This is a genomic window from Xanthomonas sp. LF06-19, from assembly GCF_034105425.1.
GTDB classification, from domain to species: domain Bacteria; phylum Pseudomonadota; class Gammaproteobacteria; order Xanthomonadales; family Xanthomonadaceae; genus Xanthomonas_A; species Xanthomonas_A sontii.
In genome coordinates this window covers 391,532-408,151 of record NZ_JAXGGH010000003.1, presented here as the reverse complement: position 1 = coordinate 408,151, position 16,620 = coordinate 391,532, and the positions used below count along the sequence as shown (strand labels likewise).

15 protein-coding genes are annotated in these 16,620 nt (G+C 72.4%); 8 read left to right on the top strand and 7 right to left on the bottom strand.

The features are described from left to right. Nucleotides 1-87 precede the first annotated feature (87 nt). Nucleotides 88-750: a TetR/AcrR family transcriptional regulator gene (locus SLW55_RS08735; protein ID WP_026143842.1), complete on the bottom strand. Its 663-nt coding sequence runs from the start codon at nucleotides 748-750 to the stop codon at nucleotides 88-90. A gap of 217 nt (nucleotides 751-967) precedes the next feature. On the opposite strand from SLW55_RS08735, the gene SLW55_RS08730 reads away from it, so the two are divergent. The 8 genes from SLW55_RS08730 to SLW55_RS08695 all read left to right on the top strand — a co-directional run bounded on the left by SLW55_RS08730 (nucleotide 968) and on the right by SLW55_RS08695 (nucleotide 10,472). After that, the gene (locus SLW55_RS08730; RefSeq protein WP_043094822.1) at nucleotides 968-1,624 is read left to right on the top strand and encodes a thermostable hemolysin; all 657 of its coding nucleotides are present in this window, start codon (nucleotides 968-970) and stop codon (nucleotides 1,622-1,624) included. Continuing rightward, entirely contained in the window at nucleotides 1,621-3,114 is a 1,494-nt protein-coding gene (locus tag SLW55_RS08725) for an AMP-binding protein (protein WP_320744958.1), read from the top strand. The genes SLW55_RS08730 and SLW55_RS08725 overlap by 4 nt, the downstream gene beginning before the upstream one ends. After that, on the top strand, nucleotides 3,111-3,788 hold the full coding sequence (locus SLW55_RS08720; protein WP_043094824.1) for an iron-containing redox enzyme family protein: 678 nt from the start codon (nucleotides 3,111-3,113) through the stop codon (nucleotides 3,786-3,788). Before SLW55_RS08725 ends, SLW55_RS08720 begins: the two co-directional genes overlap by 4 nt. Beyond that, nucleotides 3,788-4,606: an SDR family oxidoreductase gene (locus tag SLW55_RS08715; protein WP_017917188.1), complete on the top strand. Its 819-nt coding sequence runs from the start codon at nucleotides 3,788-3,790 to the stop codon at nucleotides 4,604-4,606. Before SLW55_RS08720 ends, SLW55_RS08715 begins: the two co-directional genes overlap by 1 nt. Beyond that, nucleotides 4,603-5,259 carry a tetratricopeptide repeat protein gene (locus tag SLW55_RS08710; RefSeq protein WP_267122055.1) on the top strand — a complete coding sequence of 219 codons (657 nt, stop codon included), beginning with the start codon at nucleotides 4,603-4,605 and terminating at the stop codon, nucleotides 5,257-5,259. The genes SLW55_RS08715 and SLW55_RS08710 overlap by 4 nt, the downstream gene beginning before the upstream one ends. Before the next feature lie 21 nt (nucleotides 5,260-5,280). After that, on the top strand, nucleotides 5,281-5,958 hold the full coding sequence (locus tag SLW55_RS08705; RefSeq protein WP_010344484.1) for a response regulator transcription factor: 678 nt from the start codon (nucleotides 5,281-5,283) through the stop codon (nucleotides 5,956-5,958). Then, nucleotides 5,955-7,352 carry an ATP-binding protein gene (locus tag SLW55_RS08700; RefSeq protein WP_232764321.1) on the top strand — a complete coding sequence of 466 codons (1,398 nt, stop codon included), beginning with the start codon at nucleotides 5,955-5,957 and terminating at the stop codon, nucleotides 7,350-7,352. Before SLW55_RS08705 ends, SLW55_RS08700 begins: the two co-directional genes overlap by 4 nt. A 114-nt stretch (nucleotides 7,353-7,466) precedes the next feature. Beyond that, entirely contained in the window at nucleotides 7,467-10,472 is a 3,006-nt protein-coding gene (locus SLW55_RS08695) for a ligand-binding sensor domain-containing diguanylate cyclase (protein ID WP_152180984.1), read from the top strand. A gap of 178 nt (nucleotides 10,473-10,650) precedes the next feature. Here the strand turns inward: SLW55_RS08695 and leuB are convergent, their stop codons facing one another. From leuB to SLW55_RS08665, 6 genes are all read right to left on the bottom strand, one after another. Beyond that, nucleotides 10,651-11,712 carry a 3-isopropylmalate dehydrogenase gene (leuB, locus tag SLW55_RS08690; protein WP_284468378.1) on the bottom strand — a complete coding sequence of 354 codons (1,062 nt, stop codon included), beginning with the start codon at nucleotides 11,710-11,712 and terminating at the stop codon, nucleotides 10,651-10,653. Then, a complete protein-coding gene (leuD, locus tag SLW55_RS08685) occupies nucleotides 11,702-12,280 on the bottom strand; it encodes a 3-isopropylmalate dehydratase small subunit (protein ID WP_152239328.1) in 579 nt (192 codons plus the stop codon). The genes leuB and leuD overlap by 11 nt, the downstream gene beginning before the upstream one ends. After that, nucleotides 12,280-12,459 (bottom strand): hypothetical protein, encoded by a 180-nt coding sequence (locus tag SLW55_RS08680; RefSeq protein WP_043094828.1) that lies wholly within the window; start codon nucleotides 12,457-12,459, stop codon nucleotides 12,280-12,282. Before SLW55_RS08680 ends, leuD begins: the two co-directional genes overlap by 1 nt. Next, entirely contained in the window at nucleotides 12,459-13,874 is a 1,416-nt protein-coding gene (gene leuC / locus SLW55_RS08675; protein WP_320744957.1) for a 3-isopropylmalate dehydratase large subunit, read from the bottom strand. The genes SLW55_RS08680 and leuC overlap by 1 nt, the downstream gene beginning before the upstream one ends. Nucleotides 13,875-13,958: 84 nt before the next feature. Continuing rightward, nucleotides 13,959-15,515 (bottom strand): 2-isopropylmalate synthase, encoded by a 1,557-nt coding sequence (locus SLW55_RS08670; RefSeq protein ID WP_026144683.1) that lies wholly within the window; start codon nucleotides 15,513-15,515, stop codon nucleotides 13,959-13,961. After that, on the bottom strand, nucleotides 15,512-16,612 hold the full coding sequence (locus SLW55_RS08665; protein ID WP_017910520.1) for a threonine dehydratase: 1,101 nt from the start codon (nucleotides 16,610-16,612) through the stop codon (nucleotides 15,512-15,514). Before SLW55_RS08665 ends, SLW55_RS08670 begins: the two co-directional genes overlap by 4 nt. Nucleotides 16,613-16,620: the final 8 nt, after the last annotated feature.

Here is a 16,620-nt window from a genome sequence, read left to right as displayed (position 1 = left end):
CCGGGCGTATGCCGCAGCATCGCCGCCGGACGGTCCGGTGCGCAGTGCCGGAAGTCATCGGCCGTCGCGGACAGCCCCACGGCCGGGCTAGCGCGCCGCATAGGCACGCAGGAAGAAGTCGATGCTGGCCTCGACATGGGCGCGGATCCGCTCCTGGCTGGCGTCGCGGCACAGCCCGCACATCATCAGCGAGTACAGCTCGCCCTTGACCAGGCAGAAGAACTGCGAGGCGGCCAGGTCGAGGTCGGCGATGTCCAGCGCGCCGGCGGCGACGTGGGCCTGCAGCAGCTGCGCCAGGTGCTGCTGGGTGCGCTTGGGACCGGCATTCCAGAACATCTCGCGGACGTGGTCGTCGCCGGTGCCCGGGGTCAGCATCATGCGGTGGGTGGCCATCGCCGCCTCGCTGCTGATCATGGCGAAGAAGGCCTGGCCGATGTCCAGCAACTGGGTGCGCAGCGGTCCTTTCAGGGCGTGTCCGAACAGGTCGTCGGGCAGCAGCGCCTGGCATTGCGCGCGCACCGCCTCGGCGAACAGGGTTTCCTTGTCGCCGTAGTGGCTGTAGACGGTGAGCTTGGAGACGCCGGCGCGGGCGGCGATGCCGTCCATGCTGACCCCGCCGAAGCCCAGTTCGGTGAACATTTCCCGTGCCGCTTCCAGGATCGCGGCGCGTTTGCCCATGTCCTTGGGGCGACCGGGCCCGGCGGGACGCGAGGAGGATTTGGCGGAGGCGGCGGACGATTTGCTGACCATGGGTGGCAATACTAGACCAGTCGGTTCGATATTTATACTAGACCCGCTGGTTCATTATTGTGACGCTGCGTTCGGCGGGCGTGGCGGCCGGGCTGCGCAGTGCGCCGGCGGGCGCGGGCGGCAGGGCCACGGCGTCCAATGCTTTGCTTATGCGCGGATTACATTTGCCTAACATCGGGCTCATGGTCGCCTAATCGACTGCCCCGACGATGCCGCCATGGCCATCGTCCCCCTCTCCGCTGCTTCCGGTTTCCGCTTCGCCGATCCTGTGCTGGTCGATGCCCTGCATCCCGATCGCGCGCAGGTGGAAGCCTTCATCGCCCGGGTCTACCGCGAGCGCTACGGCGCGGTCCTGCGCGGCTTTCTTCCGCACCTGCTCGCCTACCACGGCGCCGACGGTCGCCTGCAGGCCGCGCTGGGACTGCGCTGCGCCAGCGAGGGTCCGCTGTTCGTCGAGCAGTACCTGGCGCAGCCGGCCGAGCTGGCGATCGCCGAGCGGATGCCGCGGCGGGTGGTGCGCACGGAGTTGGTGGAGGTGGGCAATTTCGCCGCCGAGCACGCCGGCGACGCGCGGGCGATGATCCGCGCGCTGACCTGCACCCTGCATGGCGCGGGCCTGCGCTGGGTGCTGTTCGTGGCGACCCGGCAACTGCGCAACGCCTTCGACCGCCTGCACCTGGCCACTGTGGAGCTGGGCGAGGCGCGCGGCCAGGACCTGCGCGACGATCCCAGCGACTGGGGCGACTACTACGCGGCGCAGCCGCGGCTGATGTTCGGCGACATCGCCGCCGGGCACGCCTTCCTGCAGCGCGAGGCGGAACCCCGCCACGGCGTGCTGCCCACGTTCCGCGCCTGCCTGGCGGGGGCGCCGTGAGCACGCCCGGCGTCGCCGACCTGCTGGCCGGCTTGCGCGGCGACGACGCGCGCGTGCTTTACGCCGATGGGGCGCTGCGCGAGCGCGATCTGCTCGAGCGCGCACAGCGCCTGGCCGATGCGCTGCAGGGGCATGGGGTGCATTGCGTCGCCAGCCGCCTGGACAATGGCCCCGAGTGGCTGCTGCTGGACCTGGCGATCCGCCTGAACGGCGGCGTGCACGTGCCGCTGCCGACCTTCTTCAGCCCGGCGCAGGTGCAGTACGCGCTGGCCAGCAGCGGTGCGCAGGGGCTGATCGCGGCGCCGGGTCCGGCCCTGGCCGGTCTCGACGGCGAGGCGTTGCGCCTGCCGGAGCCGGGCCTGGCGGGCCGGCGCCTGGTGCAGGCGCCGGTGGCCCTGCCCGCGGGCACCGGCTGCATCACCTACACCTCCGGCACCACCGGCCAGCCCAAGGGGGTGTGCCTGAGTGCCGAGGCGCTGCTGCAGGTGGCCGGCTCGCTGGCCGACGCGGCCTCGGCGCTGGCGCCGCGCCGGCACCTGTGCCTGATGCCGCTGTCGACGCTGCTGGAAAACGTCGGCGGCCTCTACGCGCCGCTGCTGTCCGGCGCGCAGATCGCGCTGCCGTCGCTGGCCGAGATCGGCTACAGCGGCGCTGCCGGCCTGGACATCCCGACCCTGATCGCCTGCCTGCACCGCTACCAGCCGCACAGCGTGATCCTGGTGCCGCAGTTGCTGCTGGGGCTGGTCATGGCCGCCGAGCGCGGCGTGCCGCTGCCCGCCTCGTTGCGCTACCTGGCGGTCGGCGGTGGCCGCGTCGGCCCGGGCCTGCTGCGCCGTGCGGCGGCGCTGCAGTTGCCGGTGTTCGAAGGCTACGGCCTGACCGAGTGCGCCTCGGTGGTGGCCTTGAACCGGCCCGAGGCGCAGCGCCTGGGCAGCGTCGGACGGCCGCTGCCGCATGCGCGGGTGCAGGTGGTCGATGGCGAACTGCAGGTCGAGGGCGTGCGCTGCCTGGGCTACCTGGGTGCGCCCGGCCCGGCACCGGGGCCGATCGCCACCGGCGACCTGGGCCATGTCGATGCCGACGGCTTCGTGCACATCACCGGCCGCCGCAAGCATGTGTTCATCACCGCGTTCGGCCGCAACGTCTCGCCGGAGTGGGTGGAAAGCGAACTGCTGCAGCATCCGCTGATCGCCCAGGCGGTGGTGTGCGGCGAGGCGCGTGCGCACAACCTGGCGGTGCTGTGGCCGCGCCGCGCTGGCGAAGACGACGCCGCGCTGCACGGCGCGCTGGCCGAGGTCAATGCCGGCCTGCCCGATTACGCCCGCGTCGCCGGCTTCGTGCGCGCCGCCGCGCCATTCAGCGCCGCCGACGGCCTGCTCACCGGCAACGGCCGCCCGCGCCGCGACGCCATCCTGCAGCGCTACGCCGACGCCGTGGCGCAGCGCTATGCCGAACTCGAACCCGATCCCGCCCCAGGAGCCTTCCAATGAGTTTCCATGCCCGGCTGCTCGCCGAGACCCAGGCCGAACGCGCCGACCTGATTGCCATCCCGATCATCCAGACTGCCCTGGCCGGGCAGATCGCCGGCGCCGACTACGTCGCCTTCCTTGGCCAGGCCTATCACCACGTGCGCCATACCGTGCCCCTGCTGATGGCCTGCGGCGCGCGCCTGCCGGCACGGCTGGAGTGGCTGCGCAGCGCGGTGGCCGAGTACATCGAGGAAGAACTGGGCCACCAGGAGTGGATCCTCGACGACCTGGCCGCCTGCGGCGCCGACCGCGCCGCCGCCGCCGCCTCGATGCCATCGGCGGCGACCGAACTGATGGTGGCCTACGCCTACGACACCATCGCCCGCGGCAATCCGGTCGGCTTCTTCGGCATGGTGCTGGTGCTGGAAGGCACCAGCGTGGCGCTGGCCACGCGCGCGGCCGAGAGCATCGAGACCTCGCTGGGCCTGCCGCGCAACGCCTTCAGCTACCTGCGCTCGCACGGCGACCTGGACATCGAGCATGCCGGCTTCTTCGAAGGCCTGATGGACCGGCTCGACGATGCCGACGACCAGCGCGCCGTGGTGCATGCGGCCAAGCGCTTCTACGGCCTGTACGGCGACATTTTCCGCAGCCTGCGCGCACAGCCGGCGCTGCCCATGGCGGAGGCCGCATGATGGATCTCAACGGACGCAGTGTGATTCTCACCGGCGCCAGCGGCGGCATCGGCGCCGCCCTGTGCGACGAACTGGTGGCCGCCGGTGCCTGCGTGCTGGCGGTCGGCCGCGACCCGGTGCGCCTGGCGCAGGTCGCCGGCCGGCATCCGCAGGGGCGGGTGCTGCCGCTGCCGCTGGACCTGTCCACGCCGGCCGGGCGCGCGCAGTTGCTCGCCGCCGCCGGGGCCTTGCCGATCCGTCCCTCGCTGCTGCTGATCGCGCATGCGCAGAGCGGCTTCGGCCTGTTCGCCGAGCAGTCCGAGCAGGATCTGCGGCAATTGCTCGACACCAACCTGATGGCGCCGATGTTGCTGGTGCGCGCGCTGCTGCCGTTGCTGCAGGCGCAGCCGCAGGCCACGGTGGTGGCGGTCGGCTCCACCTTCGGCAGCCTGGGCTTCCCCGGTTTCGCCGGCTACAGCGCCAGCAAGTTCGGCCTGCGCGGCCTGTTCGAGGCGCTGGCGCGCGAGTACGCCGACAGCCATGTGCGTTTCCAGTACCTGGCGCCGCGCGCCACCCGCACCGCGTTCAACACCGCGCAGGTGGATGCGATGAACCAGGAACTGAAGGTCGGCGCGGATACGCCCGAGCGGGTGGCGCGCGCGCTGCGCCAGGCGATCGAACGCGGCGATCGGCGCCTGCAGATCGGCTGGCCGGAAAAACTCTTCGCCCGCCTCAACGGCGCCTTGCCGGGGCTGGTGGACCGCAGTTTGAAAGCGCAGTTGCCCGTGGTGCGCCGGCATGCCGCGCGCGCTCCTTCCCGATTTGGAGATGCCCGATGAACGTCCGTCTGCGTGCGCTGTCGTTGTTACTTGCGCTGTCGCCGCTGGGGGCGGCCGTCGCCGCCGCGCCGATGACGCCGGCGGTGGTCGCGGTGCGCGACCAGTGGGCCCAGGTCGCCTACCAGACGCCGAAGCCGCAGCGCCTGCAGGCCTATGCCAGCCTGGCCGCGCAGGCGGCCGCCGCCCGCCAGGCGGCGCCGCGCGATCCGGCGGCGCTGATCTGGGAGGGCATCGTGCTGTCCAGCGAAGCCGGCGAGCGCGGCGGCCTCGGTGCGCTGGGCTTGGTCAAGCGCGCCCGCAGCGATTTCGAGCAGGCGCTGGCGCTGGACCCGGCCGCCCTGAACGGCGCCGGCTGCACCAGCCTGGGCGCGCTGTACTACCAGGTGCCGGGCTGGCCGGTGGGCTTCGGCGACGACGCCAAGGCGCGCGCGCTGCTGCAGCAGGGCCTGCAGTACGACCCGGACGGCATCGACGCCAATTACTTCTACGGCGATTTCCTGCGCGCGCAGAAGGACTGGAGCGGCGCCGCGGCGGCGCTGCGCAAGGCCCTGGCGGCGCCGCCGCGGCCCGGCCGCGAGGTGGCCGACCACGGCCGCCGCCAGCAGATCCAGGCGGCGCTGCACGAGGTCGAAACGCATCTTGCCAGCCGCTGAGCGGCCGCCCACACTGCGGTCATGCGCATCCTGCTGGTGGAAGACGATCTGTCGCTGGGAGAGGGCATCCGCACCGCCCTGCGCCGCGCCGCCTATTCGGTGGACTGGGTGCAGGACGGTGCCGCCGCGCTGGCCGCGATCGGCGATGGCGAGATCGACCTGGTGCTGCTGGACCTGGGGCTGCCGCGGATGGACGGGCTGGAGGTGATCCGGCGCACCCGCCAGCTCGGTGCCGACGTGCCGATCCTGGTGCTCAGCGCGCGTGAGCGGCCGGCCGACCGTGCGCTGGGCCTGGACGTGGGCGCCGACGATTACCTGGGCAAGCCCTTCGACACCACCGAACTGCTGGCGCGCACGCGTGCGCTGCTGCGGCGCAGCGCCGGCCGCGCCACGCCGCAGCTGGAGATCGGCGCGCTGCACCTGGACCCGGAGCGCCTGGCGGTGCGCTGGCGCGGCCGTGCGCTGGACCTGACCCGGCGCGAGTTCGCCCTGCTGTGGCTGCTGGCCGAGCGCCACGGCCGCGCCATCGCCCGCGATTCGATCCAGCAGCGGCTGTACGGCTGGGACGAGGATGTGGCCAGCAACGCGGTGGACGTGCACGTGCACCAGTTGCGGCGCAAGCTCGATCCGGCGCTGATCCGCACCGTGCGCGGGGTCGGCTACGCGCTCGACACCCAGGCCGCGACGGCGGCGCCATGAGTTCGATGCGGCGACGCTTGCTGGGCGGCCTGCTCGGCGTGGTGGTGCCGGTGTTCGCGCTGACCGCGCTGCTGAGCTACCGCGCCGGGCTGCAGGAGGCCGGCGAGATGTTCGATGCCAAGCTGGTGCAGTCCTCGCGCGTGTTGCTGAGCCTGGTCGACGAGCCGCTGGACGATCTGTCGCGGCTGGGCCCGGCCGGCGACGCCATCGTGATCCGCGGCTGGCATGGCCAGGCGCAGGGCGTGGGCGAGGCGCTGGCGTTCCGCACCGGGCACGCCTACGAAAGCAAACTCGCGTTCCAGGTGCGCGACCGCAATGGCCATCTGCTGCTGCGCTCGGACAGCGGGCCGACCCGGCAGCTGGCGCCGCTGCGCGCCGGCTTCGCCGACGTCACCCTGGATGGCGACCGCTGGCGCACCTTCAGCCTGCGCTCGCCGGGCGGGCGCTGGTTCCAGACCGGCGAACAGGCCGATATCCGCGAGGAACTGGCCGAGGACATCGCGCTGGGCACGGCCCTGCCGTTGCTGCTGGCCCTGCCGGTGCTGGTGGTGCTGGTGTGGCTGGTGGTGAGCTGGGCCAGCGGCGCCCTGAGCCGGGTCTCGCAGGCGATCGGCGAGCGCGACCCGCAGCGGCTGGAACCGCTGCCGCTGCAGGGCGTGCCGCGCGAGATCCTCGGCCTGGTCGCCGCGGTCAACGGACTGATGCGGCGCCTGCAGACCGCGCTGGAGCGCGAACGCCGCTTCATCGCCGATGCCGCGCACGAACTGCGTACTCCCATCGCCGCGCTGAAGGTGCACGCCGACAACCTGCGCCAGGCCCGCGACGCCGACGAGCGCAGCGAATCGCAGCGGCACCTGGACGCCAGCGTGCGCCGGGTGGAGCGACTGGTCGCACAGTTGCTGACCCTGAGCCGGGTCGAGCCGGGCGCTGCCGCCGCGGCGCTGTCGCCGCTGGCGCTGGACGCGCTGGTGGCGTTGCAGGTGGAGGAGGCGCGCGATCAGGCCGCGCGCCGCGGCCAGCACCTGCACCTGCGCCGCAACGACCCGGCACGGCTGCCGGCCAACGAGGCGGCGCTGTCGGCGCTGGTGCGCAACCTGATCGACAACGCGCTGCGCTATGCGCCGCCGCAGGGCCAGGTCGAGGTGGCGCTGTGCGCCGGCCGTGACGGTGTCTGCTTCAGCGTCGAGGATTCCGGCCCCGGCATCCCGGCCGAGGCGCGCGAGCGGGTGTTCGCGCGCTTCCACCGCGAGCTGGGCAGTGGCGTGGAAGGCAGCGGCCTGGGCCTGGCGATCGTGCGCGAGGTGGTGACCGCGCACGGCGGCGAGGTGACCCTGGACGCCTCGCCGACCCTGGGCGGCCTGCGCGTCTGCGTGACCCTGCCGCTGCCCCCGTGAGCCAGGCCTGGGCGTCAGGAACACCCTGACATCGGCGCCGAACAGGCGGTGATAGATTAGCCATCTGCCCACAGGGGGTACCCGCGCGCCGTTGCAGGTGTGATTCGGAAAGGGATGGAACAGGGGGATCGGCGTCACGATAGTCGCGACGGCGCGCACGCGCTGTGTCGCCGCCTGGGCGTGGTGATATGCCTGCTGCTGGCGCTGTGCTGCGCCAGTGCCGCCGCGCGCGCCGAACCGGCCGCTCCGCTGACCGAGCGCGCCGTGCTCGACCGTCCGGTGATCGCGCGCTGGACCATGGAAGAGGGGCTGCCGCACAACCTGGTGCACGCGCTGGCCCAGGACCGCGACGGCATGATCTGGGTGGGAACCTGGGAAGGCGTGGCCCGCTTCGACGGCCGCGCCTTCACCGTCTTCGATCGCCAGAACACCCCGGGCATGGAGTTGTCGGGCGTGTTCGCACTGCTCGCCGAAACCGATGGCGGCATGCTGGTCGGCACCGCCTACGACGGCGTGTTCCGCTACGCCGCCGGGCGCTGGGAGCATCTGGGCGATGCGCGCGCGCAGCGCCTGCGGGTCACCGCGATGCTGCGCGATGCCGACGGCGCGCTGTGGGTGGGCAGCGAGGACGGCCTGTTCCGGATCGAGGCCGACGGCCGCCTGGTCGATGTCGGCACCGCCGCGGGGCTGCGCCGGACCCGCATCGCTGCGCTGCTGCGCTACCGCGATGCGGTGCTGGTGGGCACCTCGCAGGGGCTGTTCCGCCTGACCGCGCACGACACGCAGGCGCAACGCTGGGGCACGGCGGCGATGCGCACCGCCTCGATCCGGCGGCTAACCCCCGACCGTCACGGCGGCCTGCTGGTGGCCAGCGACGAGGGCGTGTTCTGGCTCGGCGGCAACGGCGAGCTGCAATGGCTGCGGCGCGGCCAGCGCGTCGATGCCGCGCTGCAGGACCAGGACGGCCAGCTATGGATGAGCCTGTCCAGCGGGCAACTGTTGCGGCGCACCGCCAACGGCGCCAGCGACGAAGTCCTGTCGATCTCCGGCGTGGTCAGCCCCGCGTTGATCGAGGACCACGAGGGCCTGGTGTGGGCCGGCAGCACCGACGGGCTGTTCCGTGTCGCCAAGGGCGACGCCGGCGGCCTGACCCGCCAGGACGGGCTCGGCAGCGACTACGTGCGCGTGGTCGAGCAGAACGCCGATGGCACGATCTGGATCGGCCATGCCGCCGGCGTGGACCGCTGGGAGGGCGGCCGCATCCGCGCGGTACGGCTGAGCGAGCGGCCGGGCCGCGATCCATCGGTGCTGGCGCTGGCCGCTGCCCGCGACGGCGGCATGTGGGTGGGTACTTACGACCAGGGCGTGCTGCTGCTGTCGGCCGACGGCACGATCCGGCAACGCCTGGGCGTGGCCGCGGGCGTGCCGCGGACCATGGTGCGCGCGCTGCTGGCCGATGCCGACGGCGGCCTGTGGATCGGCGGCAACGAGGGGCTGCTGTACCGCAAGGGCGATCGCACGCGGGCCTACGGCAGCGCCGACGGCCTGCCCGGGCGACAGGTGCAGGCGCTGTACCGCGACCGCGCCGGCGTGCTGTGGATCGGCACCAATCAGGGCGTCGCCACGCTCGCGGGCAACGGCACGCTGCAGGCGCGGCCAAGCGGGCAGGGCTTCCCGGCGCAGAACGCCTTCGACTTCCTCGAAGATGCCGACGGCACCCTGTGGGTCGCCAGCGACCGTGGCCTGCTGCGGCTGCGCGGCGGGCAGTGGCGCATCTACGACCATAGCGTCGGTCTGCCGCGCGACAAGCTGTTCCGGCTGCTCGACGACGGCAACGGCAACCTGTGGGCGAACAGCAACCGCGGCGTGCTGCGCATCGCGCGTGCGCGGCTGGCGGAGCTGGACGCTGGCCAGCGCAGCACCCTGGCGGTGGACGTGGTCGACCGCAGCGACGGCATGCCCGGCGGGCAGGGCAACGGCAGCAGCGCACCGGCCGGCTGGCGCAGCCGCGACGGTGTGCTGCTGATCCCGACCTCGGCCGGGCTGGCGCTGATCGATCCGGCCCTGCCGAGCCGGCGCAACGTGCGTGCGCCGCCGCTGGTGATCTCGCATGTACAGGTGGATGGCGTGGCGCAGCCGCTGCGTGGCGAGTACCGCCTGCATGGCGGTGTCGCCCGGCTCGCGGTCGGCTATGCCGGGCTGAGCTTCCGCTCGCCGGACAAGGTGCGCTACCGCTACCGCCTGCAGGGATTCGACCGGCAGTGGGTCGATGCCGGCAGCAACGAGGAAGCCGTCTACACCAACCTGCCGTCGGGCAGCTATCGCCTGGACGTGCAGGCGATGACCAGTCCGCTGGACTGGTCGCGCAGCGAACGCATCGGCAGCGCCTCGCTGCAACTGCAACTGGTGCCGCCGTTCTGGGAGCGCTGGCCGTTCGTGGTGCTGGCGGCGCTGTGCGCGACCGGTCTGATCCTGTGGTGGTACCGCGGCCGCAGCCGTCGCTACCGGCGCCGCCAGCGCCGGCTCAACACCATCATCGCCGAGCGCACCCACGAGCTGAAGGCCAAGAACCTGGCGTTGAAGCTGGCCAATCTCGAACGCGAGGACCTGGTGCGCAAGCTCGCCTACCAGGCCGGGCACGATGCGCTGACCGGCCTGCCCAACCGGCGCACCGGCGATCCCTATCTCAACACGGCGCTGGAGCGGGCGCTGAGCGCGCGCACGCCGTTGTGCGTGGCGCTGCTGGACATCGACCACTTCAAGAAGATCAACGACGCCTACGGCCACGAGATCGGCGACGAGGTGCTGCGCCGGGTCGGCGAGGCGCTGCGCGACAGCCTCGGCGAGCAGGCGTTCGCCGCGCGCCATGGCGGCGAGGAATTCCTGCTGGTGCTGCCCGGCCTGGACCAGGAGGCGGCGCGCGCGCGCCTGGACGCGCTGCGCCTGCGCGTGGCCGACCTGGTGCTGTACGCCGACGACGGTCGCGCGGTGCGCTTCACCGCCAGCATCGGCTTCGCCTGCCTGTCGCCGGCCCTGCGCACCCGCCGCGACCTGCTGGTGAAGGCCGACAAGCACCTGTACCAGGCCAAGCGCGAAGGCCGCGATCGGGTGGTCGGCTAGGCCGCTGCCGCAACCCGGACGCAGCGCGTCGGTGGCGCGGCGACGAACGTTGCGTGGGAAGCGCGCGCAGGCGCCAGGCAGGCGCCGCGAAGAGCGTGGGGCGTGGCAGTGGGGCGTTGCGCACCGCCGCATCGCTGCGGCGGGCGGGAGACGGCCGGCGCGGGTGCGCCGCCGCGGATCAGGCCTGCAGGCGCTGCAGCACCGCTTGCGTGGCGGCTTCGGTGGAGATGCCCTGGCCGGGTGCGGCGAGATCGGCGGTGAACGCCTGCGCGTCGAGCGCGGCATCCACCGCCTGCTCGATCGCCGCCGCCTCGGCTTCCAGGCCCAGCGAGTGGCGCAGCAGCAGCGCCGCGCTGAGGATGGTCGCGTAGGGGTTGGCGATGCCCTTGCCGGCGATGTCCGGCGCCGACCCGTGGATCGGCTCGTACAGGCCGATGCGGCCGTCGCCCAGCGAGGCCGACGGCAGCAGGCCCAGCGAGCCGGCCAGCATCGAGGCTTCGTCGGTGAGGATGTCGCCGAACATGTTCTCGGTGACGATCACGTCGTACTCGCGCGGCTTGGCCAGCAGGTGCATGGCCATCGAATCGACCAACTGGTGTTCCAGGCGCACGTCCGGGAATTCCTCGCGGCCGATGCGTGCGGCGACGTCGCGCCACAGCCGCGAGGTTTCCAGCACGTTGGCCTTGTCCACCGAGACCACGTGGTTGCGGCGCTGCCGGGCCAGGCGGAACGCGCTGCGCAACACCCGTTCGATTTCCGCGACGGTGTAGCGGCACAGGTCGCTGGCGTCGCTGGCGCTGCGGGTCTTGTCGCCGAAGTAGATGCCGCCGGTCAGTTCGCGCACCACCACGATGTCCACGCCCTGCAGCAGGTGCGGCTTGATCGGCGAGGCGTCCAGCGCCGCCTTGTGCGGCTTGACCGGGCGCAGGTTGGCGAACAGGCCCAGGCCGCGGCGGATCGCCAGCAGGCCCTGTTCGGGGCGCACCTTGGCGTTGGGGTCGGACCACTTCGGTCCGCCGACCGCGCCCAGCAGCACCGCGTCGGCGCCCTGGCAGGCGGTCAGCGTCGCCGCCGGCAGCGGCTCGCTGTGGCGGTCGATGGCGATGCCGCCGATGTCGTGTTCGTGGAACTGGAAGTCGTGGCCGTGGCGTGCGGCGACGGCGCGCAGCACCGCGACCGCGGCGGCGGCGACTTCCGGACCGATGCCGTCGCCGGGCAGGACGACGATGTCAGCGTGCATGGGTGGCCTCGTAGCGTTCGATGTCGGGTTGGCGTAGCAACAGGTAACCCATCTCGTCCACGCCTTCGAGCAGGCAGGTCTGCGAGAACGCGTCGAGCGGGAAGCTGTAGACGCGGCCGTCGGGCGTGCGCAGTTCGCGCGCGGCCACGTCCACGGTCAGTTCGTCGTCCGGGCGCTGCATCAGCGTCTGCACGTCGTCCTCGGCCAGCACGATCGGCAGCAGGCCGTTCTTGAGGCTGTTGTTGCGGAAGATGTCGGCGATCTCGCTGCTGACGATGGCGCGCAGGCCCAGGTCGGTCAGCGCCCACGGCGCATGCTCGCGCGAGGAGCCGCAGCCGAAGTTGCGCCCGGCCAGCAGGATCTGGCGGCCGGCGTTGTGCGCTTGGTTGAAGGCGAACTCCGGGTTCGGCGTGCCGTCGGCCTGCCAGCGCCAGTCGTTGAAGGCGTGGCGGCCGAGGCCGGCGCGTTCGGTGGTGGACAGGAACCGCGCCGGGATGATCTGGTCGGTGTCGATGTTGGTCTGGCGCAGCACCACGCTGCGCGAGGTGAGGGTGGCGAAGCCGGCCATCACGGGGTCTCCTGGGAAGCGACGGAGTCGGGGGCGGGCGCCGCGGTGTCGGCCACCGGCGGCAGCGCCGCGGGCGGCACGTGCGGCGGCAGCAGCGGCTGGTGGCGGTGCGCGAAGGCGCGGGTGGTGGTGGCGACGAAGGTCAGCGTGGCCGCGAACGCGGCGATGTGCGGCGCCATCACGCGACCTCCGCGAACAGCGCGCGCGGATCGCTGACCTGGCCGTTCACCGCGGCCCAGGCCGCGGTCAGCGGCGAGGCCAGCAGGGTGCGCGAACCCGGGCCCTGGCGGCCCTCGAAATTGCGGTTGCTGGTGCTCACCGCCAGTTGCCCTGGCGCCACCAGGTCGCCGTTCATGGCGATACACATCGAGCAGCCGGATTCGCGCCATTCCGCACCGGCCGCGCGCACCACCTCGTGGATGCCCTCGGCCTCGGCCTGGCGCTTGACGATCTCCGAGCCCGGCACCACCAGCATGCGCACGTGCGGCGCCACCTTGCGGCCGCGCAGCACCTGCGCCACTTCGCGCATGTCGCTGAGCCGGCCGTTGGTGCAGGAACCGACGAACACCACGTCCACCGGCGTGCCGATCAGCGCGTGCCCGGCTTCCAGGTGCATGTAGTGCAGGCCCTTCTGCGCCGCCGGATCCTGCGCGGCCGGGATCGGCATGTCCACCGCGATCGCGGTGCCGGGGTGGGTGCCCCAGGTCAGGGTCGGGCGGATGTCGCGCGCGTCGATGCGCACTTCGGCGTCGAAGCGCGCGCCGGGATCGCTGCGCAGCTGCGACCAGCGCTGCACGGCGGCGTCGAAGTCGGCGCCCTTGGGGCCGCGCGGGGTGCTGGCGACCCAGTCGAAGGTGACCTGGTCCGGCGCGACCATGCCGGCGCGCGCGCCGGCCTCGATCGACATGTTGCACAGGGTCATGCGCTGCTCCATGTCCATCGCTTCGATGGTGGAGCCGCGGTATTCCAGCACGTGGCCGGTGCCGCCGTTGACCCCGATCACGCCGATGATGTGCAGGATCACGTCCTTGGCGCCCACGCCCGGCGCCAGCGGCCCGTCGACGGTGATCGCCATGGTCCTGGCCTTGCGCTGCAGCAGGCACTGGGTGGCCAGCACGTGGCCGACCTCGCTGGTGCCGATGCCGAACGCCAGCGCGCCGAATGCGCCGTGCGTGGAGGTGTGGCTGTCGCCGCAGACGATGGTCATGCCGGGCTGGGTGAAGCCCTGTTCCGGCGCGATCACGTGGACGATGCCGCGGTTGTCCGAGCCCATGTCGAACAGTTCGATGCCGTAGTCGGCGCAGTTCCGCGCGAGCATGTCCACCTGCGCCTCGGAGGCCGGGGTGTAGTACGGCAGCTTGCCGTCGGCGCCGCGCGGCAGGGTCGGCGTGGAATGGTCCATCGTCGCCTTGGTGCGGTCGGGCCGGCGCGGCGCCAGGCCGCGCGTCTTCAGTTCGGTGAAGGCCTGCGGCGAGGTCACTTCGTGGATCAGGTGCAGGTCGATGTACAGCACCGCCGGGGCGGCGGCGCTTTCGGGGACGACGACGTGCGCGTCCCACAGCTTGTCGTACAGGGTGCGGGGAGTGGCGGACATTGCGGAACTACCTGGCAGGAAAGCTGGGCGGGGAAGGGGAACGAAGGCGAGCGTGCACGAGGACGATGACCGCGCTGTGGCCGCTCAGGCCAGCGCGTCGGCCGCGGCCGGCGCGCCCTGGCGCTGGCGCAGCACGCGGTTGGCCACGTCCAGCCAGGCCAGCGCGCTGGCCTCGATGATGTCGCGGCTGGTGCCGGTGCCGTCGTACTCGACCTCGCCGTGGCGCACGCTGAGATTGGCCTCGCCGCGCGCGTCGGCGCCGATGCCGACGCTGTGTACCTGGTAGCTGTCCAGCACCAGCTGCACGCCGGTAGCGGCAGACAGTGCGGCGAACAGGGCGTCCACCGGGCCGTCGCCCTCGGCGCGCTCGCTGACCCGCTGGCCGTCCGGATCGGACAGCTCGACCTGCGCGCTGGCGCGCTGGCCGCGGTCGCTGACGGTCATCGACGACAGGCGGTAGCCCTGGCTTTCCGGCGCGTCCTGCATCATCGCCTGCAGGTCGGCGTCGTTGACCACGCGCTGCTGTTCGCACAGCGCCTTGAACGCGTCGAAGGCGATGTTCAGTTCGGCCTCGTCCAGCACGTAGCCGAGCGCACGCAGGCGCTGCTCGACCGCGGCGCGGCCGCTGTGGCGGCCCAGCACCATCTGCGAGGACTCCCAGCCCACGTCTTCCGGGCGCATGATCTCGTAGGTGCCGCGGTGGCGCAGCATGCCGTGCTGGTGGATGCCCGACTCGTGGGCGAAGGCGTTGCCGCCGACGATCGCCTTGTTGCGCTGCACCGGCATGCCGACCAGGCGCTGCAGCAACTGCGAGGTGGCGACGATGCGCGGGGTGTGGATCGCGGTGTCCAGTTCGTAGAATGCGTTGCGCACCTTCAGCGCCATCGCGATCTCTTCCAGCGCGCAGTTGCCGGCGCGCTCGCCGATGCCGTTGATGGCGCATTCCACCTGCCGCGCGCCGCCTTCCACCGCGGCCAGCGAGTTGGCCACGGCCAGGCCCAGGTCGTTGTGGCAGTGCGCGCTGAACACCACGCGGTCGGCGCCGGGGACGCTGGCGATGATCCGCGCGAACATGCCGCGGATCTCTTCCGGGGTGGTGAAGCCGACCGTGTCGGGCAGGTTGATGGTGGTGGCGCCGGCGGCGATTGCTACGCTGGCGACCTCGGCCAGGAAATCCTCCTCGGTGCGGGTGGCGTCCTCGGCCGAGAACTCCACGTCGTCCACGTACTGGCGCGCCAGCGCGACGTGCTTGCGCACCGACTCCAGCACCTGCTCGCGGGTCATGCGCAGCTTGTGCTCGCGGTGCAGCGGGCTGGTCGACAGGAACACGTGCAGGCGCGGATTGGCCGCCGCTTCCAGCGCCCGCGCCGAGGTCTCGATGTCGGCGGCCAGGCAGCGCGACAGCACCGCCAGGGTCGGGCCGCGCACTTCGCGGCCGATCAGCGCCATCGCCTCGCGGTCGGACTGCGAGCTGGCCGGGAAGCCGGTCTCGATGATGTCCACGCCCAGCTCGGCCAGGGCGCGCGCCATCACCAGCTTCTGCGGCGGGGTCATGCTGCAGCCGGGGGATTGCTCGCCGTCGCGCAGGGTGGTGTCGAAAATGCGGATGCGGGGGGTCTGGGAAGAAACGGAAGTGTTCACCAGATGGGTTCCTCTACGGCGGCGGTGGCTTGCGGATGGGGATGCGGGGACGCGGCGATGCGGGCAGGAGCGGGCGGGGCGGGACGTTGGCTACGAAGTCGCTCGGCGCTGCGGCGGCGCGGCTTGCGCGGCGGGCGCGGGCGCACCTCCGACAGCAGCGTCGCCAGCACGCCGGCGTCGATGTTGCCGCCGGACACCACCGCGCATTTGCGCTTGCCGGCGACGCGGCGCCCGGCCGCCAGGGCCAGCGCGCCGGCGCCCTCGGCGATGACGTGCTCCTCCAGCGCCAGGCGGACCAGCGTTTCGCGCAGTTCCGCCTCGCGCACGATCACCACGTCGTCGAGCAGGCTGGCGCACAGCCGGCGGGTGATGAACCCGGGGATTTTAACCTTGACGCCGTCGGCCAGGGTGGGCACCGGATCCACGGCGCGGACGTCGCCGCGGATCGCCCGCGCCATCGAGTCCACACCCTCGACCTGCGCGCCGACCACGCGCACGCCCTGCGAGCGCAGCGCCAGCGCCACGCCGGAGGCCAGGCCGCCGCCGCCGATCGGCACGATCACCACGTCCGGCGCGTGCGCGGCCAGCTCGATGCCGACCGTGCCCTGGCCGGCGATCACGTCCGGGTCGTCGAAGGCGGACAGGAAGCGGTAGCCGTTCTGCTCGGCCAGTTCGCGGGCGAAGGCGAAGGCCTCGTCGTAGCTGTTGCCGTGCTGGCGCACGGTGGCGCCCCAGTGCGCGACGCCGGCGATCTTGGTCTGCGGCGCGCCATGCGGCATCACCGTGATCGCCTGCACGCCCAGGCGGTGCGCGGCCCAGGCCACGCCCTGCGCGTGGTTGCCGGCGGAGGCGCAGATCACCGCGCGCTCGTCGCCGCGTTCCAGCCCGGCCAGCAGCGCATTGAGCGCGCCGCGGACCTTGTAGGAACCGGTGCGCTGCAGGTTTTCCAGTTTCAGCCAGACGCCGAAGCGCTCGGCGTAATGCACCGGCGTCGGCGGCAGATAGCGGCGCAGCCGCGCCTGCGCGGCCAATACGTCGGCCACGCTGACGGCGACGTGGCCTACGTCCGGCTCCTGCGGGGCGGGAATGTTAGACATGCGCTCGG